The following is a 19,776-nucleotide window of genomic DNA, read 5'->3' on the forward strand; positions in this document are numbered from 1 at the left end:
GCGGCGCTTTTTATTTTTCGGGAAAAGGGAAGGGCGCGCAGCTGCGCGCCCTTTTCTGTTGTATTATTCGTTTTGCCATACGAGGGGAATGGTCTGACCGAAAATTGTGATGGATTCCATCTCCTCCAGTGGGATGATTTCCGGGAGCAGGCCAGTGTTGGAGTGGCCAACCTGCCATAGATCATAGGTTGTGCCGTCTTTAAGCGTTAGAATGGGGGAACTGCCCTCTGTGTAATACTGATTGTCGTATTCATCCGGCACGCCATCCAAGTACAGGTTCATGTCATCGTCAAAGGTCATCTCTTTGTCGAAGTGCCATTCCAGATGATAGTAGGCCGGTGTGAATGCGATGCTGTCGATCGTGACGTTCAGATTGCCATAGGGGATGACCTGACCGGCCTGCGCATAAACTGCGGTATCAGTGCTTTCAAGCGGCACCTCGATGCTCCAGTTGCCGGATACAAGGGTTTGATCCGGTCCGCAATAGCTGCCTTCTCTCATATAGCTGATGATGTCGGAGAAGGTGAAGCGCACGGTTTTACCTTGCCACCGGTCGATGTTGCTCATATCCATTTCAATCTGGAAGAAAAACTGTGTCAGGTCGGTTGCCGCGCTTGGACTTCCGCTGCCAAAGCTCCATTCTCCGTCGGTGCGGACATCGTAGTCTTTAAAGGTGAGGAAGTCGGTGTTTGGGTGTTCCTGTATATCGACAAACGGTGTACCATCATCCTTGACGGCGGAGAAAATTGCGTATACGGTCTGATCATCAGCGTAGATGCCGTCAAGCGAAATAGTCACACCGTGAGCGGTATCGCTGGCGCCGCTGGCAACAAAACCTGTGTCTGTTTCGACATCGCCGTCAGACATCTGGAAAAATTTCGCAAGTTGTGTGCGTCCAGATTCCGGGTCGGCAAAAAAGCCGACAACTGCGCCTGCCGCTGCGGTGAAAGCCAGCACGCATGCGGCTACGGCCGCGATGAGAATAATTCTGCGCGGGTGCCGCCGCTTGTGCGGTGTTGGGGCAGTCTGTGCCGCCTGATTGAGTCGTTGAATCAACATATCCTGTTCCTCCTCGGTAAAGCGCAGCGCATCGAGCGCATCCTTATATTGTCTCATATTCGCTGCCCTCCAGTTCTTGTTTGAGTTTGGCACGGGCGCGGGCGAGTCGCTGCCGAATGGCGGCGGGTTTCGCCCCGACCATCGCTGCAATTTCTTCGGCATTGTAGCCTTCGCAATAATACAGGTAGATGACCTCGCGGTATTTTACCGGCAGACGCTGTACCGTGGCCAGTACGCCGGTATCTTCCGCAGGCAGAAAGGGAATCTCGCGCTCAAGCAATTCGTCCAGTGGGACAGAGCGGCGGCGCCAGCCGCTCTTGAGAATGTCTTTGCACTCGTTGATCGCCATGCGGACAATAAAAGCGCGGGTTTCGCCCTCTGTGTCAAACTTTCGGTCAATTTGCAGCAGTTTCAGGAATACATTCTGGCACACGTCCTGCGCGTCCGCCCGGCCGAGCGAATACGTAAAGCATACGCGAAGGATCATGCCGGAGTATAAACGCACGAAGGTTGCTGCATCGGCTGCATCTTGCCAGACCGGCATAAGGCTTCATCCCCTTTCACTACGATAACGATTGAGTGCTGTGTTGTGTGACAAAATAGCAGAATATTTTTTATCTTCATAATTTCTTGCGGAAATGGGTAGAAGTATTGTGCTATAATGTGATTAGCATAACGACAAAATGTGACAGAAAACAGTGATGAAATTTGCAGAAAAAATCACTGGATTTTTGTGCGAACAGAGAAAAATGCGGGCAAGCAGGTGAAAAAGCGCAAAAAGCTGTTGCATTAAACGGGAATAGTGCTATGATATTACAAGGAAAAACGGGATGAAAATAATCGGACAAAGATGAAGGAGACGAAGGATTTTTATGCTTCGGTTTTTAGAGAGTCTGCAATTCGTTTTATTTGTATTTTTTACAGCAGCATATGCTTATCAGATCGTGTATCTGGTGGTTGGCTTGCTTGGCAAAGGCCGTCAGGGCAAGCAGGACGCAGAGCTGCACCGGTATGCCGCGATCATTGCAGCGCGCAATGAAGAGGGCGTTATTGGAGATTTGATTCAAACGCTAAAACGACAGGATTATCCAGAGGAATTATTGGACATCTTTGTCATTGCGGATAACTGCACGGACAGTACAGCGGATGTCTCCCGCAAGGCGGGTGCAATCGTGTATGAGCGTTTTAACAAGGTGCAGGTTGGCAAAGGATATGCGCTGGATTATTTGTTCCATCATATTTTTGAGGATTACGGCGAAAAAACGTATGATGGATTTTTCGTATTCGATGCGGATAATCTGGTGGACTCGCAATTTGTGCGCGAGATGAATAAGATGTTTGACACCGGTGAGTATACTGCGCTGACCAGCTATCGTAATTCGAAAAACTTTTGTGACAACTGGATTTCCGCAGGCTATGCACTTTGGTTCTTGCGTGAGGCGCGTTTTCTTAATCGTCCGCGCACACAACTTGGTGTCAACTGCGCTGTTTCCGGTACAGGCTTTTTGGTTGCGGCGGATGTCATCCGCGAGGAGGGCGGCTGGCCCTATCATCTGCTGACAGAGGATATTGAGTTCTCTATTGCCTGTGCGGCGCGCGGCCGGAAGATTGGCTATTGCGGTACAGCAATCATCTATGATGAGCAGCCCATTCAGTTCCGTCAGTCCTGGGATCAGCGTCTGCGTTGGAGCAAAGGCTTTTACCAGGTGGATGCGAAGTATACGGCGCCGTTGCTGCGCGGTTGTTTGCGCGGCGGCAGAAAAGGCGTATCCTGCTATGATATGCTTATGACGGTAGCGCCTTGCAATTTGGTGACGATTGGCGTGTTGGGACTTGCCCTGTTTGCCTGCCTGAGCAGCCTGTCACAGCCGGCGTTTATTACATACCGTGTACTGCGTATGCTGGGACGAATTGTTTTGGCCACAGTTAAGGGAATTTCGTTCAGTCTGTTTATGTTCGGTGCTTTCACGATGGCGACCGAATGGAAGAAAATCAAGGGCAGCGCTTGGAAAAAGATTTTATATGTATTTACTTTCCCGCTGTTTATGCTGACATATATTCCGATTTCTTTGGTCGCGCTGGTTGGAAAAGTCGAGTGGAAGCCCATTCGTCATGGCCTTACTGCAAAAGCACAGAATGAGAATGAGCGCGCTTAACATCTAAGATACAAACGTAAAGCTGCTGCAACGCAAAGTTGCAGCAGCTTTTTTCTGCTATTCAACGCAATGTGGTCGGCCGCTGGCATATAGTTCGCGCCGAATAGCTGCGAACATGCGTTCCGCCATATCCAAATACCGCCGGATTTCGATTTCATCAATTTCAAACGGAAGGTCGGTCGGATATCGTGTTTCAATATATAGATCATTGAGTGCGGCGCTCTCGTCAAGATATTCCGAGAAAGCATCGGCATCCTGTTGAATAGCCTGACGACACAGATAAGTCAAGTTGTGACCATCGTAATGCCGACCGGTACGAAACAGCAGATATCCCTTGAGCGCTTTTTCAATTGCCTGCTGGCAGTGAAACGCGATATTATAGTGGTCACCGCCATATGTCAACAGTAGGCGTGCACATTGCAGGTCACATAACGCTTTATCCAGCCATTTATAGTAAAAGTGGCTGTCGGATGCGCCTTTACGTCTTCTGCTCATAAATCACCTGGCCTTTCCGGGCGATCCATGCGGCATAAGAGGTTTCATCCTCCAGCAGCTCGTCCCACTCCTCGGCGGTGTACACACTTAAATTGACTGGAATATCAGCGGAAAGCGCCAGATGCAGCTGGGTGCGCAGATGACGGCAATCCGTGCCGTCCGGTACGATGACACACAGGCTGAGGGACTTGAGCTTGCCAGTGGCCATGGTTCGCTTTTCTGCAAACAAAATAATTCGGTGCGGTTGACATACGCGGAGAATATCCGCCGTGGCTTGTTGAATCAGTTCGGTCATGTGGTCATGCCTCCTGCATTTCAAATGGCGATAGGGTCGCAAGCGCCTCAAAATGCGCCTTACCATCTGTTTCGCCGCGTACATAGCGCGCGCCGTCTACCGTGCCGCAGAGCAGCGCAAGCTGTTCGCCGAAAGCGGTTTCGGCAGTATAGTTGACCTGAAGGGAAGAGACAAAGCCCGGCTGGCGTTGCAGGTCGAGCGCGTCCGAAATCAGCTCTACGATGCGCACATTGTTAACATGATTATTGACATCCAAATCCGAATACTGCACGGTATGGATATGATGCGGCCGTACAGTATCGCAGGACAGCTTGGGCAGCGGTTCAAACAGTTCTCCGCGCGCGGTGTGCAAATAGCTTTCTGCAGCTGGGAAAGAACTGGGACGCAGAATACGGTGAGATACCGGATCGAGCGTGACCCACATGGATTGTGCGTCGCCAATTTGCTGTTCATCCGCAAAGAATGCAAAACAGCGATACCAGCTTGCTCCGCGGATACCGGGACACCATGTTTCGCAGCGGATACGCTCATACGGGCGCAGAGGGCGCGTCAGATGCGCTTTCATACGTGAGAGTACCCACAGGATATTCAGTTCATCTTGAGCAAGATGCAGCGATTCTGCGTGCACAGTGGCGGCATCCTGCATGACCAGCCAGAGAAAGGATGGTTTTGCAATACCGCGGTTGTCGATGTGGCCGTAATTGACCTCATATTCGCGGGAGAGAAGATCTGCCAAAGGAAAACGCCTCCTTGTTATGAAACAGGCTGACAATAAACCGGGAAACCAGTTCAAGCAGCGAGGACTGCTGCACCGAAGTATCCGGTGTGGCATCCGGTGTTTTTTCATTGGATGCATAGTGCTCGGAAAGCATTGCCGCGCAGCCGTCTACGTTTTGCAGGGAAGAGTAGCTGAAAAATACCTCGCCCTGAATATCAATGCTGTCATCTAGCAGAGTGAGCTGACGCTGCAGCTCATCCGTGCCATACCAGACATCGCCCGGCTGGGCTTCGGCCGCACGATAGGCGCCGATGCCGATGTACAAAGCCACATCGCTGGTGGAGACTATCTGCTGCCACCAGTCCACCAATACCTGAAAATCGGCGATTTCATAGCCGATAGACCAGTAAAGCTGCGGACAGATATAGTCGACCGTTCCCTTTCTAATCCATTCGACGGAATCGCAATAGATTTCTCGATAGGAGGAGCGGCCGTTGGTTTCGCTGCCTTTGGGATTGTTGGTTTTGTTGTCCCAGATACCGGCAGGGCTGACGCCAAACGATAAGGTTGGATCGATTTCGTGCAGCGTTTTGTCGAGTGTGGCGATCAGGGTGTTAACGTTATCACGGCGCCAATCACCGATGTCGCTGAAATCCTGTCCATAGCGGGCATAGGTGGAAGAATCATCAAAATCTGTGCCCGGATAGAAATAATCATCCAGATGGATGCCGTCTACATCATAGTTTTTCACAATTTCAGATGCGCCATCCACCACAAGCTGCTGTACGGCAGGCAAACCGGGATTGAAGTAGTAATTGTCCTCATATTTTACAACCCATTCCGGATGCTGCTTGGCGGGGCTGTTCTCGGGCAAGGACTCCCACTCGCTTTCGCCGTCTTTCGTGATGCGATAGGGATTGATCCAAGCATGCAGCTGTAAGCCGCGGCTGTGGGCGCCTTCAACCCAGTAGGCGAGAACGTCGAAATCGCCGTCCGGCGCCTGTCCAACAGTACCGCTGATATACCGGCTCCACGGGAAAATCTCCGATGGGTAAAGTGCGTCGGCGGAAGGACGAACCTGCAGGAATACCGTATTCAGTCCCATCGCCGCAATATTATCGAGAGTGGCATCCGCTTCGCTTTTAAGCGCATCTGCCGACAGCCCCTGTGCAGAGGGATAATCAATGTTATATATGGTGGAAACCCATACGCCGCGCATGCCGTCTTGCGCTGTTTGGACAGCGCCGGCACTGGAAAAAATCAGAGTAAATACCAGAACAATGGAAAAAATGCGTTGCTTGAGCATGGAAAGACTCCTTTGACAGTTAACGTAAATAATATAATTATTTTACCATTATGGCCAGGAGAAAGCAAGAATGATTGACAGGGGCACGGATTCATCGTATGATGGAACACGGACAGAAAAAAGGATGTGAATGGCCATGCAAAAAAAGGTTCTGGCGCTGCATGATTTATCGGGCTTTGGGCGGTCGTCGCTGGTGCCGATCATTGCGGTGATTTCTGCGGGAGGGCATCAGTGTGTGCCGTTGCCGACGGCAGTATTTTCCACGCATACTGCGATTCCCGGCTGGATTACCACGGACCTGACTGGTGCAATGCCGGGAACTATCGACCAATATGATGCGCTGGAGTTACGCTTTGAGGCGATCTACGCTGGCTTTTTGGGTTCGGCAGATCAGATTGACTGCGTCGGGGAGGCGGCCAGACGGCTGAAAAAGGCGGATGGCATGACCTTGATCGATCCGGTCATGGGAGATAACGGGAAGGTGTATGATACCTATACATCGGAAATGTGCACCCGTATGCGTGAGCTGTGTGCGATTGCGGATATCATTACGCCCAACACAACCGAGGCGGCGATTTTACTCGACCGTGATCCGAACAGCAAGCCGCGCGATGCAGACGAGGCGTGGGAGTGGCTGCGGGCGCTGCGCACACGCTATGGTGCGCAGGTTGTGCTGACCGGATTGGATTTCGAGAAAGGAAAGGTCGGTTCGGGCTGCCTGTCGGAGAGCGATGGCGCGCTTAGCCTGCATCGGCGTATTGACCGGTATTATCCCGGTACGGGGGATTTGTTTGCATCGGTCATGCTGTCAGCGCTGCTCAACGGTGAACGGCTGACAGAAGCCTGTGAACAAGCAGGAGAATATGTCAAGGATTGCATTGCTTATACGTTAGAGCAGAAAACCGATCCGATGCATGGGGTACAGTTTGAAAAGCTGCTGCATCGCCTGATAGACGGTTCTTATCAAATTAAGAATATGGAAAGCAACAGCCCTGTCAATTGACAGGGCTGGTGCTTTTTACATGAATCAGTTTGGAATAAAGAAAAAGCACTGTCATTTAGACAGTGCTTTCGTTTCTGGAGCGGCTGACGAGGCTCGAACTCGCTACCTCCACCTTGGCAAGGTGGCGCTCTACCAGATGAGCTACAGCCGCATTTTGTATCGCGCCGAACTCCTCAGCGCGATATTGATTATAGCAAAGGCATGCTGTTCTGTCAAGCAGAAATGTAAAAAAAACAAAAAAAATTATCGAACCCCACGGGTGACGAAATGCATCCGCGCGCATACCAGAACATAGATCACTGTTGTCATTGGCAGCAGGAGAAGTGTGGACACAGGAAAACACTGTGCCAGTATGTTGAGCGTGATACTGGCCGCCCAGAAGCTGGGCATGAGTGCAAGCGCATAAATATTGCACCGCCAGTATCTCTGCTGCCAATGTCGTTCGGTACTGTTGTCCTGCGTTTGAATGGAACTACACAGTCCAAGAAAAAGGGTGCACATGCCGATCTGTATGAATAGACCGACAATGGTCGGGATATGATAATACGTTTGTTGCCACAGGTCGTAAATCATCAAGGCAGCGCCAAAGACATTGCCGCCAATGGTCAGGTTCAGCAACATAGGGGCCCCACGGAGCATTTCTGCAACGGATGCGATGGAATTGGTTTTGCTTTCCGGGGCAGACAGCTCGATATCCCGCAGCAGCCAGTCGGTTGTCACATCGAAATACTCTGCCAACGCAACGATTTTCTCTGTGTCCGGCGTTGCGTCGCCAAGCTCCCACTTGCTGACTGCCTGCCGTGATACGCCCAGCGTGATGGCCAGTTCCTCCTGCGACAGACCGCGCTTTTTTCGAAGAACGGTGATTTTCTCTCCCAGTGTCATGTTTGGTTACCTCCTTGGTTGGTGAGGTCATTATATCGAAAAACACGGTTGCATGCCACCGTGTTTGGCTTGAAATCACGCAACTACGGGTTGCATTTGAAAAAATCCGCGTGTTTTGAAAGAAAACACGCGGATTTAGTGTCAGAATGGCAAGAGCAGGTCAATAGCCAAGCGGCTGGCCGATTAAGACAATTTCACAGCGTTCCATGCTTTGCGGCGGTCCCATATGAATGGTCATGGCACGGCAGATGCGCTCGGGGCTTTGGCAGTCGTGGCATTTGCCATCCACAGCGCAGGGGGTTTTCTTCTCCAAACGCTGGGCATTAAGCGGCGCGGCAATATTACGCGCTCGGTTGACAGCGCTCTCCAGATCGGGACACAGCTTATTGATACCGCAGACAAAGATGCAGCGTTTCGGACCAAACAGCGTACCGGCGATACGATTGCATGTGCCGTCGATATTGACAACCTCACCGTTTTCGCTCAGTGCGTTAGCCGAGCTGAGGTAAATATCCGGCGTCTGGAAAAACTCCCCGGCACGTACCCAGTGCCAATGTACGGCGGTACTGTTAGAGAAGGCTTCGGGAAAGCCAAGTTCCTTGAGTGTCATGGAGCCGCCAAGAGAAACGGATTTGCCCGCGCAGGCATCGATGAGATACGGCAGGGCGTCCGCTGCGGTCGGAAAGTAAGTAAAGCCAAAGCCGCGCTTTGTAAACGCCTGACAAATGGCGTCCACGGCCAGCAGGCCGCGCTCGAACAACGGCAGCAGATCGGCAGGGCTGCTGACAAGGGCGTCTGCGCCGGCATCTGTCAATTCTTCGGCCGAGCGAAAGCCCCATGTTACGCCAACAGCCAGCAGACCGGCATTTTTAGCCGTCTGCATATCGGTTGCGCTGTCCCCGATGTAAAGCGTTGTGGCTGCGTCACCGCCCAGTTCGCGCAGCAGCTGCAATACGCTGGTGGGGTCGGGCTTGCGCGGAATATCCGGCCGTTCGCCGTAGGTGATCTGCACCAGATCGCCGAAAAAGTGGCGAATCAGGCTCTTAGCCGCTAAATCGTATTTGTTGGATAATACGCCGACCGAGACGCCGGCCTTTTTCAGCTGCCGCAGCAGCGGCAGGATGCCGTCATACGGTTGGGTACGGTTCATCATACGCTGGTTGTAAGCCGTGCGAAATTCGTCCAGACACGTGTCAATCATCGCTTCTGTACGTTTGTTTTCCGGGATGCAGCGTTCAATCAGTTTGCGTACACCATTGCCAACGCGCACACGGGTTTCCTCTTCGGTCACAGCGGCAAAGCCGCGGCGCACGATGGCGCAGTTGACGCTGTCAGTCAGGTCGCCCAGCGTGTTGAGCAGGGTGCCGTCCAAATCAAAAATTGCGGTCGTAATTTTCATGCTATCTTATCCTTTTTGACGTAGCGCAGTCTCATCCGCGCATGTAAGTCTGTGTGATTTCGCCAAGCATGGCGGAGACCGTGGGGTTCAATGCTTCTTTACGCACGCGCCAGCGCCAGTTTTTGCCGCCGATGGTGGCAGGGGTATTCATGCGCGCATCTGCACCCAAAGAAAGCAGATCCTGTAACGTGGTCATGGTGATGTGTGCAGGGGATGCCCACACGCTCTTGATTGCGCTCCATCCCATGGCTTCGCTGTGCGAGGTGCGCAGATAGCGATAGGCAAATTGCTTTTCCGGTTCGGTGCAGATATCCATAATCTGTTCACATACGGTTTGAGAGTCGTGCGTGGAGGTGTATACAATGCTGTTGGGCACGAAGTTATGCGGCAGATGTTCGTTGTCGCAGTCAGGCGTGAAGCCGAAAATCAGCACTTTCATGCCCGGGAAACCGCTTTCTGCCAGCAACTCACGAACCTCATCGGTCATTTCGCCCAAATCCTCTGCAATCAGCGGCAGAGGGCCGAGTGCTTTTTCCATGGCATGGAACAGCTCCATGCCCGGCCCCTTGCGCCAGTGTCCTTTGATAGCGGTTTCCTCGGTTGCGCGTACTTCCCAGTAGGCGGCAAACCCACGAAAGTGGTCGAGCCGTACTACGTCGAACAGCGCCATATTGCTCTTCATGCGCCAAATCCACCAAGCAAAGTCCTCTGCGCGGTGTGCATCCCAATCGTAGACCGGATTGCCCCACAGCTGGCCGGTGGCGGAATAGTAGTCAGGCGGCACGCCTGCGACCAGCTTTGGGCTGAGGTCGGCTTTGAGCTTGAACAGCTTGGGGTGCGTCCATACGTCCACGGAGTCAGCAGAGACATAGATCGGAATGTCGCCGATAATTTGAATGCCGTGCTCGTTGGCATATTCGCGCAGTGCTTTCCATTGGGTGAAGAAAATATATTGCAGGAAAATGCGGAAGTCAATTTCGTCCCGCAGTTCTTCGGTCACTTTTTTCAGAGCCTCCGGTTTGCGGTCGCGCACCGCTTTTTCCGGCCACATGTAGACCGGCATGTGATGGTATTTCTCTTCCTTGAGTGCCATGAACAACGCATAATCCGGCAGCCATTCGGCGTGTTCCTCAGTGAACGCGTCGATTTTTTCGCGCAAAGCATCATCGATACGCGAATAGGCCTTGCGGAACAGCGGCCAGCGGGTATCAGCCAGCTGTTCAAAATCCGCAGTGTCCGGCGAGGCTTCAAAGTCGCCCGCTTTGACCTCCGCTTCGGTCAGCAGTCCATCCTCAACCAGTAAGTCGAGGTCAATCAGATACGGGTTGCCCGCCGCAGCGGAAAAACACTGATAAGGCGAATCGCCGAAACCGGTGTGGCCGAGAGGCAACACCTGCCAGTAAGTCTGATGCGCTGCTGCGAGGAAATCAACAAATTCATAGGCGGTCTTGCCCATGGTGCCTACACCGTGCGGTGAGGGCAGGGAAGTGACGTGCGCAAGCACGCCGCTGGAACGGTGAAACATAAATACATCCCCCAATTGAATATAGTTGTATTATAGCGTGTTTTATGGAAATTTGTCAATTTTACTTGCCAAGTGTGCAGGGGCAGGATATAATGAAAAGGCTGAAAATTACACAGGAAAAAGGGGAATTTGACGCATGAGAATGCGCAAAAAGAAAAATCTTGATATTCGCTTTGCGGCCTGCGCGGACGTGATGGCGTTTGAGCCGAAGGAAAAGCGCGGCAAATGGCGTGCGCTGTTCGGAAACGACCATCCGCTGCACGTTGAAATCGGCTGCGGTAAGGGACGTTTTACTATTGGCATGGCGGAGCAGCATCCGGACGTGAATTTTATTGCGGTTGAGCGGGAGGAGGGGGCGCTTATCATGGCGGCTGAGCGCTGCCAGCAGCATCCGCTGCCCAACCTGCGGTTTGTATCCTTTGATGCAGCCGAGCTGCGCGAGGTATTTGCACCCGGTGAGGTAGACCGTATTTATCTCAATTTTTCCGACCCGTGGCCGCCCAATCGGCAGCGCAAGCGCCGTTTGACGTGGCGCGCATATCTTGAGGTGTACGACGAGATATTAAAGCAGCAGGGGGATATCTGCTTTAAGACCGATAATCAGCGGTTCTTTGAGTGGACGTTGGCGGAGATTTGCCAGTTTGGCTGGCTGCTGCAGAATATTTCACTCGACTTGCATCACTCGGATTTTGAGGGTAATGTGATGACAGAATATGAGGAAAAATTCTCGTCCGAGGGCGCGCGCATCTATCGGTTGGAGGCACGCCGCCGTCTGCCGGAATTCCTGCGCAAGTGAAGAAAAGGAAAGCAGCCTGCGGGCTGCTTTTTTATTCTTGACATATGTCGGAAATATAGTACAATAGATTTATAACCGGCATATGCCGGAAACAAAATATGGAGGCGTATTTCCATGAAAATCGCAGTCACTTATGAGGATGGGCAGGTATTCCAGCATTTCGGCCATACCGCTCAGTTCAAAGTATATGAAGCCAAGGATGGAAAAATCCTTTCTTCGCAGGTTGTGGATACTAACGGCAGTGGACATGGTGCGCTGGCGGGTTTCCTTGCATCGCAGGGCGTAGATACGTTGATTTGCGGCGGTATCGGCGGAGGCGCGCAGGCCGCGCTCGCAGAAGCGAATATCCGTCTGCTTGGCGGCGTTCATGGCAGTGCGGATGCGGCGGTTGAGGCGTTTCTGTCCGGTTCTCTTGCGTATAATCCGGATGTTCAATGCAGCCACCATGGGCATCATGGGGAAGGGCATGACTGCGCTTCGCACGGTGACCATGCCTGCGGCGGTCACTGTCACGGTTAAGCAATGCCCAGACCGAAAAAATGCCGTCGTGTGTGCGGCTTGCCGGTTTGCCGTGAGTTTGGCCCGCGTGGAATTGGCTGCATGGGTGAACCGGTTATGTTGGGGCTGGATGAGTACGAGGTCATCCGGCTGATTGATCTGGCGGGTATGCAGCAGGAACAGGCAGCGGCGCAGATGGGCGTAGCGCGCACGACGGTGCAATCAATCTACAACACGGCGCGGCACAAGCTGGCGGAGGCGTTGGTTAATGGACGTACTTTGCGCATCGAGGGCGGCGACGTTGAAGTGTGCGAAAAACGTGCGCATTGCATGCGTGGCGGTTGCTGTGGACATCACGGCTGCGGAAAACAAAGACCGGAAGGCTGAGCCTTCCGGTCTTTTCCGTTATAATTTGGTGTAACCGCGCGGGGTGACGATGGCGTCCAACGGTACGCCGGCTGCGCAGGCGGGACAGTTTTTGCCGCGTACAAAGTTATGATAATGCGGGAAATCCTCTCCGGAAAACAGGCTGACAACCGGTTTGCCGTCCAACTCGGAAATGTTGGAGAACAGCGCGGAATAACCGGCTACGCGGCCGCCGTAGTATTCAATGCACTCGCGTGTCTGCGAAAGTGTCTGACCGGTGGATGCAGTATTGACCAGCACCAGCACATTGCGATGCTCAATCATGGGACGTAGGTTGTCCGCAAACATAAACTGACCGTTGACGTTGCTGTCCGGCTCGACAAGGTAAATGACTTTGTTGCTGTTCAGGCTGCCAATGCCCGAGCTGGCAAGTTCTTTGGCAATATATGCGCCGATGTACTCCGTGCCCTCCAGGCAGAGCAAGGTGTCCACGCTGACGGAGGAAAAGCGAAATGCGATGCTGTGTGCGGCCTCTAGAGCCATGGTCATGTTGTGCTTGATTTCGGACATGTCGATATAATAATTGATGTGGGAATGATTGGTTGCAAAATGACCCGGAATCGCATCTGCATACAGACGCTTGTTGGAACGGGAAATAATACGGATCGGCTGCTGCATAAATGACCACCTTTCTTTGTCTGTTAGAAAATCACAAGCTTATTATAGCGCAATTTTATCAGCAGAGCAAGAAAAAGCGAAGCAAGGTTTGTGAATTATGCCGATAAAAAAACCCTGCCGCAATGTGCAGCAGGGTTAGAAAACAAAGGATTAAAGCGCAGCCTTAGCCTTCTCAGCAAGTGCTGCGAAAGCAGCCTTGTCGTTAACAGCCAGTTCCGCAAGCATTTTGCGGTTCAGGTCGATACCGGCCTTCTTTAGACCGTTCATGAAGCGGCTGTAGTTCATGTCGCAGGACTTGGCAGCAGCCGAAATACGGGTGATCCACAGACGGCGGAAGTCGCGCTTCTTGTGCTTACGGCCAATATACGCGTACTTCAGGCTCTTCATGACCGCCTGATTGGCTACACGATAGTGGGTAGACTTGGCACCCCAGTAGCCCTTTGCACGCTTGAGGATCTTCTTTCTTCTTTTGCGCGTCATCATTGCGCCCTTAACTCTTGCCATTGTAATTGCCTCCTATATGAAAGATGTTGTTACTTACTTATACGGCAGCAGACGCTTGAGCTGCGCTACGTTCGTGGAATCCGCGAAGCCTTCCTTGCGGAGGTGGCGCTTCAGCTTGGTCGTCTTACCATGGCCGTTGAGCAGGTGACGCTTGCCGACATGGCCGCGCTTAAACTTGCCGTTCTTGGTAACGGAGAATCTCTTCTTTGCACCGCTGTGCGTTTTGATCTTAGGCATAAGGTTTGCTCCTCTCTGAATTTGCGCGCAAGGCGCGTTTTGGTTTACTTGTCCTTAGCGGGCGCCAGAAACATCAGCATCTGACGTCCTTCGAGCTTGGGCTGCTTTTCTACCGTGCTGCATTCCGAGCACAGTTCCGCGAAGCGATGGAGCAGATCCTGACCGAGCGACGCATGCGTGACCTCGCGGCCGCGGAAACGAACCGAAACCTTGACCTTGTCGCCGTCCTTAAGGAAACGGCAGGCGTTTTTTACCTTGGTGTTCAGGTCACCGACGTCGATATTGGGGGTCAGGCGAATCTCTTTGATCTCCACGACGCGCTGGTTCTTGCGCGCTTCTTTTTCACGCTTGGCCTGTTCAAAACGGAACTTGCCGTAGTCCATGATTTTGCAGACCGGCGGCTTCGCCTGCGGGGCAATTTTCACCAGATCCATACCCTTTTCCACGGCGGCATCCTGTGCCTGCTGGATGGGAACAATGCCGAGCTGCTGGCCGTCATCGCCGATCAGACGGACTTCTTTGTCGCGGATCTCTTCATTGATTTGATGTTCCATGCTGCTGATTGGTAAGCACCTCCAAACGATAAATGGGTTAAGACAAAAAGAAAAAGGACCGATCGAAAGCGACCGTCCTCCATGCATAAAACGCAAACCCGTACCGAAACAGATTTTTGCTTTATTAACCCGTTTGCTCAAACGCTGCGGGTGAGGACATTGCCTTCTTCCTTGTTACTTAAAACACTATATCAGAAATGAAAGAGAAAGTCAAGGCTTTATTTCGGCTATTTTAACTGGTATGATATTTCGCACAGGCAGCATACTATGACAGTACGGCGCGCGATAATAGGGCTTTACAAAAGCGACTCGATTTGTTATGCTAAAGGCAGAGGGAGGAATTCTCTCTGCATATACCGAATTTGAATCATTAAGGAGGTGCCGGATCGTGAGCGAGGAATACGGCAACGATTTTGTCACGTTGATTGATGAGGACGGCAACGAAGTTGAGTTTGAGCACATCGACACCGTGGAATATCAGGGAACAACCTATCTGGCGTTTATCCCGGCGGAGCTTTCCGTTGAGGAGGATGCGGAAGTTGTTATCATGCAAATCGTAGAGGAAGACGGCGAGGAAATGCTGGAGGCGGTCGAGGATGACGAGATCGCAGATGCGGTGTTTGACATCGTAATGGAACGCGCCGAGGCGGAAGAGGAAGAATAATTCATAATTCGCACGCGGCATGGATGAGTCGAATCCCTGCCCTGTACGACAGCAGCCCTTTTTTAACCCACATTTTTAGTACGGGATTTCGGAAAGTTTTGGCATTGAGCAGCAGGCCTCCCGGGTATACACGGACGTTGGAAGCGCAGACATGCCAAACAGAAAACCCACCTGCATGAGTCGTGCAGGTTACTAATTGGGCTGCATCGGCAGGGCGGGGTATTTTAATGCCCAACGGTCTGACGGTGATGATGGGCAATCGCTCGGTTGGTTAAAAATTTGTTACATTTGTGTAACTTTACAGGAATTTTATTTGCTTTTTTTGCATAAGATGATATAATGAACAAAGAGAATATAAAAAGGAGGTGCAAAGACACATGAGAAATCTTAAGATTCCCCAGCAGCCCGACCGTCCGGATATCGATGATTTGATTTTCGGTGAGGAACATGAGACGCATAGCGATAAGTAAAACGCTTACGGATATGTCCACGCAGGGAGCGCATGCTGGAAAAGGATGCGGCCGCGTGGTTTTTTTATATTTATTTCCCGGATAATAAAAAGGGAGTTCCATTCTGAATATGAAAAAATGTCTCAATAAAGGGTGATGCCCGAAACGGAAAACCGTTTCGGGCGTTTTTTTATGCTTCCGAAGAAATGATGGAACGAAGCCGGTCAAGCGCGGCTTGAAAGCGGGGTTCCCCTCGCATCTGTTCGTACTGTGGATCCTCTTCCAGAGAGCGCAGGGTCAGGCGGTGGGTCTCGATGATTTCATTTTTGGTCGGTACATGGGTCTGTACACCGGGGAAAAATGGGTTTTCCGATAATCCAGTGTGTAGGACAGTCGTGCGTCGATATACGCATCAAGCAGGTCAAATGTACGAGCAGTGTCGCCTTCATCCTGTGCCAGCATGAGTTCGAGCAGCAGGCCGTTGGAACGGTCCAGATCGAACAGCTCGTCTAGCGCGCGGTAGGCATTCAGGTAACGGTGTGCAGCGGGGAACTCTTTTTTCCGCCGCGCAACCGTGGTTAAGTTCATCAGTGCACCCAGCGTTTCGTGGACGTGGGTTAACAGCCGCTTTCGGGCAAGCTGTTCGGCTTCACCCAATCGGTTTTGTGCCAGCCGTAGGTTGAGACGCAGCACGTCCGCATCTGCCAGCGGCCGCGTGGGCAGGCTGTCAATCAGTGCCTCTGCTTCGTCGTAGCGCCCGAGCATGGTCAGCGCGTTGATGCGCAGCAGTTTGGCGCCCAGCTTCTCGCCCGGTTCCTCGCTTTGCTGCTCACCCTGCTCGAACAGCGCGAGACAGCGGGCGATGAGCGCCTCACCTCTTTGCTCTGGGTCGTCTGCATGAGCAAGAGCAGAGGCGAGATAATGGAAATACAGCCCGCCCGCTGAGATTTTGAGCGCACCGCAGGATGGATATTCATGCAGCGCTTCTTCCGTTGCCTGCTGTCCGGCATCAAAGCCCTGCTCATCAAATATGGCACGCAGGCGTTGGGTGATAGCAAACAGTTCCTCGGTAGAGGGGGCGGGGTGAAAGTTGAGCAGCGCATCGACTGTCATGCCAAGCGCACGGGCTAGCGGTGGCAGCAGGGTAATGTCAGGATAGCTTGCGCCGGTTTCACATAGTTAAAGATATTGGTGTCGTTCAATCAATTTTGCCGATGAAGCGGTAGAAGATTTCTACCTCCTGTTCCCGGCTCCCGTCCTCGTTCTTGACCGCCTCATGGACAAGGATTTTTTCAATCAGCGTGTTCAAGAGTTCGGCGGTGAGTTCCGTGGGATTGACGCACTCTTTCATCAAGGCAATCCATTTTTCTGCGTCTGCGGCGCTCTGGCTTTCAGCGGCAATGACAGATTGAAGCTGTTCAATCTTTTCTTCCAGTTCCGCCTGTTCGCTTTGGTACTTCCCGGACAGCATATTGAAGTTGTATTCCGTGATACGCCCCGCCGCCCAGTCCTCATACATCCGGGCAAACAGGGTATCGACCTCTGCTTTCCGCTTCTCCGCTTTTTTCAGTTCAGCGGCCTGTTTTTTTCTTGCGGCGGCCTGTCCTTTGTCATTGGCGTTCAGCAGCCGTTTCAAAAGCTGTTCTTCATCGTGCTGTACCAGCCCCGACCAGTATTGCAGACGGGAGAGGACATAGGCGTAAAGCACATCATAGCGGATGTAGTGCATGGAGCATTGGCGTGTACCTTGCCCGTTCTTGCTGCAATGGTAGTAGCCATAGGGCTTGCTGTTCTGCCTGTTCTCCCCGTAGGCCAGCGACCAGCCGCAGTCCGCACACTTTATCAGCCCCGCAAAAATCTGTGTCGTGCCATTCTTGCGCTCCCTCCGGCGGCTTGCAATCTGCTCCTGTACCTGCCTGAAAACCTGTTCGCTGATAATCGGCTCCTGCGTGTTTTCCACCCGCACCCATTCGCTTTGTGGCTTGCGTATCCTCCGCTTGTTCTTAAAGGAAATATTGATCTCCCGGTAGTGGATGGTATGGCCGATGTAGGTTTCATCTTTCATAATGCTTTTGACCTGCGCTATCGTCCATGCGTAGCCTTTTTCCTCTGGTGCGCCAGCGTAGATATTGGCGAAAGTCCCGTCACGCTGGAAGTTGATAAATCCCGGCGTCGGTACTTTTTCCGCAATCAATATCCTTGTAATGCTGGCCGCCCCTTTGCCGTGAACGGCAAGGTCAAAAATCTTCTCCACGATCCAGCGGGTTTCCTCGTCGATCACCAGCTTGTTCTTGATTTCCGGGTGCTTCTTGTACCCGAGGGGAGCATAGGCGCTGATACGCTGTCCGGCGGCAAACTTTGCTTTGAAAGCGGTCTTTACCTTGCGGCTGGTGTCCTTTGCGAACCATTCGTTGAACAGGTTTTTGAACGGCACGAAATCAGACAGTCCCTTTTCTGTGTCCTCGTTTTCCGCAACGGCGATGTAGCGCACCCGTTTTTCCGGAAACAGAAATTCCAGATAGTAGTCCATCATCACATGCTCCCGCCCGAAACGGGACAGGTCTTTGGTGACAATGCAGTTTACTTTTCCGGCTTCCACATCATCCATCATGCGCTGGAAACTCGGACGCTCGAAGTTTGTCCCACTCCATCCATCGTCCACATATTCCCCGACCACATGAAGCCCCTGCTCCCTTGCGTACTGTTGCAGGATTGTCCGCTGCGTTTCAATGCTTACGCTGTCGCCATAGCTTTCATCGTCACGGCTTAACCGCATATAAAGAGCCGTGTTGTAAATGGTAGTATTGTAAGGTTGTTTCACCGTAAAAATCCTCCTTCTAAAGAAACAACCCACGCTTACAATACTTTTGCTCTATGGCAATTATATCATAAGCGTGGGCGTGTATCAACGATGGGTCACGAAGAAGCGGCCTTTGCCGCCGTGTGCCGGACGACATCCACAATCAGATCGCCAATCGGACGACCGCCAGCGGCGAAATGTTCGGAGATTTTGATACGGTTTTTCCCACATACAAAATACTGTGTGCCGTTCTCGTCAGTAATGACCTGCCCGGTGTGTGTTGTATCAATAATGTCGCTTTCGCTTTTTACCATCCAGTGTCCTCCGTATGATTATTTTTAATCATGTAGCTTGAATTTCTGTTCATAGCGTTTACCTCTCTCTTGTTCGCTGCTGCCGTTTCAGTTCCGCCAGCACTTCCGGCGGGATACGGTCAACCAGCCTTTGCATATTTTCCAGTTCGCTTTCCAGCTTTGCCCGTTCCATGCGGTCTTTCATCTTGCCGCTTTCGCTGGCCTTTGCCCTTGCTTCCAGCTTTTGATTTTCTTCCAAAAGGTCTTTGATCGTGACCTTGTACTTTTTCAGTTGCCCGGAGAAGTTCTCCATCTGCGGAAACCACTTTTTCAACAGGGAGAGGGCTTCCTCTTTCTTCTTCCCGGCGTTCAGCGGGTTCATGCCGTCAAGGGCGGCTTCGATAGCTCTGGCCTGTTTGGAGAGGGAAACCGCCTGTTTGAACAGCCGGGTGGGGATATGCTTCCGGCCTGTCTTGCTGGCGCTCTCCCCACGCTCCAAATCCGGGTATTTCTCCACCATGTAAGCGTGAAAATCATCCTGCCACTTCGTAAGGTTTGCCCGGTTGCCGAGGATTTCTTTGGCGCACAGGCGGTTGTCCTTTGTCAGCGGCACAAAGGTCAAATGCAGGTGGGGCGTTTTCTCGTCCATGTGTACCACCGCCGATACGATATTCTCCCGGCCTACCCGGTCAATGAGGAAATCCGCCGCCCGCTGGAAAAATGCCTGTATTTCCTTTGGGGATTTCCCCTTGAAAAACTCCGGGCTGGCAGTTATCAGGGTATCGACAAACCGGGTGCTGTCCTTGCGGGTACGGCATCCAGCCTGCTCAATACGGCTCTGAATGAAGTGGTAATAGCGCCCCTCCGGCTTGACAATATGGAAGTTGTACTTGCTTTTGGCTGTGTCAATGTCGGGGTTGCTGGCGTACTGTTCTTTCTGCCGTTCGTGATGGGCTTCCAGCGGCCTTGCCGGGTTGCCCTTGTGCTTCTCAAAACGCAAAATTGCGTGTTGTGCCATGAAACTCCTTTCCCCATTCCTTTCCCATCCGGGGTTTTCCACAGGGAAAATCCCGCCGGAAATAGCTCGGATAGGATT

Annotated in this window: 22 protein-coding genes, 1 tRNA gene, 1 other RNA gene and 1 pseudogene; 7 read left to right on the forward strand and 18 right to left on the reverse strand. The window is 52.2% G+C overall.

Annotation, left to right across the window (positions count from 1 at the left end; translation table 11 throughout):
• Positions 1–63: 63 nt before the first annotated feature.
• Positions 64–1,116: a DUF4179 domain-containing protein gene (locus ACESSO_RS09130; protein ID WP_373164752.1), complete on the reverse strand. Its 1,053-nt coding sequence runs from the start codon at positions 1,114–1,116 to the stop codon at positions 64–66.
• Positions 1,103–1,603 (reverse strand): RNA polymerase sigma factor, encoded by a 501-nt coding sequence (locus ACESSO_RS09135; RefSeq protein ID WP_373164754.1) that lies wholly within the window; start codon positions 1,601–1,603, stop codon positions 1,103–1,105. The genes ACESSO_RS09130 and ACESSO_RS09135 overlap by 14 nt, the downstream gene beginning before the upstream one ends.
• Positions 1,604–1,931: 328 nt before the next feature.
• Here ACESSO_RS09135 and ACESSO_RS09140 point away from each other — a divergent pair, with 328 nt between their 5' ends.
• Positions 1,932–3,215, forward strand: coding sequence for a glycosyltransferase family 2 protein (locus tag ACESSO_RS09140; protein ID WP_373164756.1), 1,284 nt, complete (start codon positions 1,932–1,934; stop codon positions 3,213–3,215).
• Positions 3,216–3,272: 57 nt separating this feature from the next.
• Here ACESSO_RS09140 and ACESSO_RS09145 read toward each other — a convergent pair whose 3' ends face one another.
• Genes ACESSO_RS09145 through ACESSO_RS09160 form a run of 4 tightly spaced genes read right to left on the reverse strand, consistent with a single transcriptional unit; the run spans position 3,273 to position 6,029 of the window.
• Positions 3,273–3,710 carry a HEPN domain-containing protein gene (locus ACESSO_RS09145; protein WP_373164758.1) on the reverse strand — a complete coding sequence of 146 codons (438 nt, stop codon included), beginning with the start codon at positions 3,708–3,710 and terminating at the stop codon, positions 3,273–3,275.
• On the reverse strand, positions 3,694–4,005 hold the full coding sequence (locus ACESSO_RS09150) for a hypothetical protein (RefSeq protein WP_373164760.1): 312 nt from the start codon (positions 4,003–4,005) through the stop codon (positions 3,694–3,696). The genes ACESSO_RS09145 and ACESSO_RS09150 overlap by 17 nt, the downstream gene beginning before the upstream one ends.
• 4 nt (positions 4,006–4,009) lie before the next feature.
• Entirely contained in the window at positions 4,010–4,741 is a 732-nt protein-coding gene (locus ACESSO_RS09155; protein ID WP_373164762.1) for an acyl-[acyl-carrier-protein] thioesterase, read from the reverse strand.
• Positions 4,713–6,029 carry a glycoside hydrolase family 10 protein gene (locus ACESSO_RS09160; protein ID WP_373164764.1) on the reverse strand — a complete coding sequence of 439 codons (1,317 nt, stop codon included), beginning with the start codon at positions 6,027–6,029 and terminating at the stop codon, positions 4,713–4,715. The genes ACESSO_RS09155 and ACESSO_RS09160 overlap by 29 nt, the downstream gene beginning before the upstream one ends.
• A 136-nt stretch (positions 6,030–6,165) precedes the next feature.
• Between ACESSO_RS09160 and ACESSO_RS09165 the strand changes: the two genes are divergently transcribed.
• Positions 6,166–7,032: a pyridoxamine kinase gene (locus tag ACESSO_RS09165; protein WP_373164766.1), complete on the forward strand. Its 867-nt coding sequence runs from the start codon at positions 6,166–6,168 to the stop codon at positions 7,030–7,032.
• Between the two features lie 75 nt (positions 7,033–7,107).
• Here ACESSO_RS09165 and ACESSO_RS09170 read toward each other — a convergent pair.
• The 4 genes from ACESSO_RS09170 to malQ all read right to left on the reverse strand — a co-directional run bounded on the left by ACESSO_RS09170 (position 7,108) and on the right by malQ (position 10,841).
• Positions 7,108–7,183: transfer RNA gene (locus tag ACESSO_RS09170), tRNA-Gly, on the reverse strand.
• A gap of 92 nt (positions 7,184–7,275) precedes the next feature.
• Positions 7,276–7,917, reverse strand: coding sequence for a helix-turn-helix domain-containing protein (locus ACESSO_RS09175; protein ID WP_373164768.1), 642 nt, complete (start codon positions 7,915–7,917; stop codon positions 7,276–7,278).
• A 160-nt stretch (positions 7,918–8,077) separates the two neighbouring features.
• Positions 8,078–9,316: an HAD-IA family hydrolase gene (locus ACESSO_RS09180; RefSeq protein ID WP_373164770.1), complete on the reverse strand. Its 1,239-nt coding sequence runs from the start codon at positions 9,314–9,316 to the stop codon at positions 8,078–8,080.
• Between the two features lie 31 nt (positions 9,317–9,347).
• Positions 9,348–10,841 (reverse strand): 4-alpha-glucanotransferase, encoded by a 1,494-nt coding sequence (malQ, locus tag ACESSO_RS09185; protein ID WP_373164772.1) that lies wholly within the window; start codon positions 10,839–10,841, stop codon positions 9,348–9,350.
• A gap of 136 nt (positions 10,842–10,977) precedes the next feature.
• Between malQ and trmB the strand changes: the two genes are divergently transcribed.
• The 3 genes and pseudogenes from trmB (at position 10,978) to ACESSO_RS09200 (ending at position 12,522) form a co-directional block, all read left to right on the forward strand.
• The gene (gene trmB, locus ACESSO_RS09190; RefSeq protein ID WP_373164774.1) at positions 10,978–11,637 is read left to right on the forward strand and encodes a tRNA (guanosine(46)-N7)-methyltransferase TrmB; all 660 of its coding nucleotides are present in this window, start codon (positions 10,978–10,980) and stop codon (positions 11,635–11,637) included.
• Positions 11,638–11,751: 114 nt separating this feature from the next.
• A pseudogene (locus tag ACESSO_RS09195) lies at positions 11,752–12,156 on the forward strand (NifB/NifX family molybdenum-iron cluster-binding protein); the annotation flags it as partial.
• Between the two features lie 3 nt (positions 12,157–12,159).
• Entirely contained in the window at positions 12,160–12,522 is a 363-nt protein-coding gene (locus ACESSO_RS09200; RefSeq protein ID WP_373164776.1) for a DUF134 domain-containing protein, read from the forward strand.
• 18 nt (positions 12,523–12,540) lie between these two features.
• Here the strand turns inward: ACESSO_RS09200 and ACESSO_RS09205 are convergent, their stop codons facing one another.
• The 4 genes from ACESSO_RS09205 to infC form a co-directional block, all read right to left on the reverse strand.
• Positions 12,541–13,179: an orotate phosphoribosyltransferase gene (locus ACESSO_RS09205; RefSeq protein WP_373164778.1), complete on the reverse strand. Its 639-nt coding sequence runs from the start codon at positions 13,177–13,179 to the stop codon at positions 12,541–12,543.
• A gap of 150 nt (positions 13,180–13,329) precedes the next feature.
• Entirely contained in the window at positions 13,330–13,683 is a 354-nt protein-coding gene (rplT, locus tag ACESSO_RS09210; RefSeq protein ID WP_373164780.1) for a 50S ribosomal protein L20, read from the reverse strand.
• Between the two features lie 33 nt (positions 13,684–13,716).
• Entirely contained in the window at positions 13,717–13,920 is a 204-nt protein-coding gene (gene rpmI / locus ACESSO_RS09215; protein WP_054327617.1) for a 50S ribosomal protein L35, read from the reverse strand.
• A gap of 44 nt (positions 13,921–13,964) precedes the next feature.
• Positions 13,965–14,474, reverse strand: a complete 510-nt coding sequence (gene infC, locus ACESSO_RS09220; protein WP_297284107.1) for a translation initiation factor IF-3 — start codon at positions 14,472–14,474, stop codon at positions 13,965–13,967.
• Between the two features lie 388 nt (positions 14,475–14,862).
• On the opposite strand from infC, the gene ACESSO_RS09225 reads away from it, so the two are divergent.
• Positions 14,863–15,138: a DUF1292 domain-containing protein gene (locus ACESSO_RS09225; RefSeq protein ID WP_373164783.1), complete on the forward strand. Its 276-nt coding sequence runs from the start codon at positions 14,863–14,865 to the stop codon at positions 15,136–15,138.
• Between the two features lie 30 nt (positions 15,139–15,168).
• Positions 15,169–15,363: non-coding RNA, 6S RNA (ssrS, locus tag ACESSO_RS09230), on the forward strand.
• Positions 15,364–15,884: 521 nt separating this feature from the next.
• Here the strand turns inward: ssrS and ACESSO_RS09235 are convergent.
• The 4 genes from ACESSO_RS09235 to mobV all read right to left on the reverse strand — a co-directional run bounded on the left by ACESSO_RS09235 (position 15,885) and on the right by mobV (position 19,698).
• The gene (locus ACESSO_RS09235) at positions 15,885–16,700 is read right to left on the reverse strand and encodes a hypothetical protein (RefSeq protein ID WP_373164784.1); all 816 of its coding nucleotides are present in this window, start codon (positions 16,698–16,700) and stop codon (positions 15,885–15,887) included.
• Between the two features lie 85 nt (positions 16,701–16,785).
• Positions 16,786–18,363, reverse strand: a complete 1,578-nt coding sequence (locus ACESSO_RS09240; RefSeq protein WP_373164851.1) for a DUF4368 domain-containing protein — start codon at positions 18,361–18,363, stop codon at positions 16,786–16,788.
• Positions 18,364–18,503: 140 nt separating this feature from the next.
• Positions 18,504–18,701 carry a hypothetical protein gene (locus ACESSO_RS09245; RefSeq protein WP_373164786.1) on the reverse strand — a complete coding sequence of 66 codons (198 nt, stop codon included), beginning with the start codon at positions 18,699–18,701 and terminating at the stop codon, positions 18,504–18,506.
• A gap of 58 nt (positions 18,702–18,759) precedes the next feature.
• Complete coding sequence (mobV, locus tag ACESSO_RS09250; RefSeq protein WP_373164788.1) at positions 18,760–19,698, reverse strand: MobV family relaxase; 939 nt, start codon at positions 19,696–19,698, stop codon at positions 18,760–18,762.
• Positions 19,699–19,776: the final 78 nt, after the last annotated feature.

The sequence above is a fragment of the Agathobaculum sp. Marseille-P7918 genome (assembly GCF_964248325.1).
Classification (GTDB): domain Bacteria; phylum Bacillota; class Clostridia; order Oscillospirales; family Butyricicoccaceae; genus Agathobaculum.

What these genes read in the sequence shown, in the direction of transcription:
- ACESSO_RS09130 (WP_373164752.1), bottom strand. Translation starts at nt 1,116, where the DNA reads ATGAGACAATATAAGGATGCGCTCGATGCGCTGCGCTTTACCGAGGAG.
- ACESSO_RS09135 (WP_373164754.1), bottom strand. Translation starts at nt 1,603, where the DNA reads ATGCCGGTCTGGCAAGATGCAGCCGATGCAGCAACCTTCGTGCGTTTA.
- ACESSO_RS09140 (WP_373164756.1), top strand. Translation starts at nt 1,932, where the DNA reads ATGCTTCGGTTTTTAGAGAGTCTGCAATTCGTTTTATTTGTATTTTTT.
- ACESSO_RS09145 (WP_373164758.1), bottom strand. Translation starts at nt 3,710, where the DNA reads ATGAGCAGAAGACGTAAAGGCGCATCCGACAGCCACTTTTACTATAAA.
- ACESSO_RS09150 (WP_373164760.1), bottom strand. Translation starts at nt 4,005, where the DNA reads ATGACCGAACTGATTCAACAAGCCACGGCGGATATTCTCCGCGTATGT.
- ACESSO_RS09160 (WP_373164764.1), bottom strand. Translation starts at nt 6,029, where the DNA reads ATGCTCAAGCAACGCATTTTTTCCATTGTTCTGGTATTTACTCTGATT.
- ACESSO_RS09165 (WP_373164766.1), top strand. Translation starts at nt 6,166, where the DNA reads ATGCAAAAAAAGGTTCTGGCGCTGCATGATTTATCGGGCTTTGGGCGG.
- ACESSO_RS09175 (WP_373164768.1), bottom strand. Translation starts at nt 7,917, where the DNA reads ATGACACTGGGAGAGAAAATCACCGTTCTTCGAAAAAAGCGCGGTCTG.
- ACESSO_RS09180 (WP_373164770.1), bottom strand. Translation starts at nt 9,316, where the DNA reads ATGAAAATTACGACCGCAATTTTTGATTTGGACGGCACCCTGCTCAAC.
- malQ (WP_373164772.1), bottom strand. Translation starts at nt 10,841, where the DNA reads ATGTTTCACCGTTCCAGCGGCGTGCTTGCGCACGTCACTTCCCTGCCC.
- trmB (WP_373164774.1), top strand. Translation starts at nt 10,978, where the DNA reads ATGAGAATGCGCAAAAAGAAAAATCTTGATATTCGCTTTGCGGCCTGC.
- ACESSO_RS09200 (WP_373164776.1), top strand. Translation starts at nt 12,160, where the DNA reads ATGCCCAGACCGAAAAAATGCCGTCGTGTGTGCGGCTTGCCGGTTTGC.
- ACESSO_RS09205 (WP_373164778.1), bottom strand. Translation starts at nt 13,179, where the DNA reads ATGCAGCAGCCGATCCGTATTATTTCCCGTTCCAACAAGCGTCTGTAT.
- rplT (WP_373164780.1), bottom strand. Translation starts at nt 13,683, where the DNA reads ATGGCAAGAGTTAAGGGCGCAATGATGACGCGCAAAAGAAGAAAGAAG.
- rpmI (WP_054327617.1), bottom strand. Translation starts at nt 13,920, where the DNA reads ATGCCTAAGATCAAAACGCACAGCGGTGCAAAGAAGAGATTCTCCGTT.
- infC (WP_297284107.1), bottom strand. Translation starts at nt 14,474, where the DNA reads ATGGAACATCAAATCAATGAAGAGATCCGCGACAAAGAAGTCCGTCTG.
- ACESSO_RS09235 (WP_373164784.1), bottom strand. Translation starts at nt 16,700, where the DNA reads ATGACAGTCGATGCGCTGCTCAACTTTCACCCCGCCCCCTCTACCGAG.
- ACESSO_RS09240 (WP_373164851.1), bottom strand. Translation starts at nt 18,363, where the DNA reads ATGCGGTTAAGCCGTGACGATGAAAGCTATGGCGACAGCGTAAGCATT.
- ACESSO_RS09245 (WP_373164786.1), bottom strand. Translation starts at nt 18,701, where the DNA reads ATGGTAAAAAGCGAAAGCGACATTATTGATACAACACACACCGGGCAG.
- mobV (WP_373164788.1), bottom strand. Translation starts at nt 19,698, where the DNA reads ATGGCACAACACGCAATTTTGCGTTTTGAGAAGCACAAGGGCAACCCG.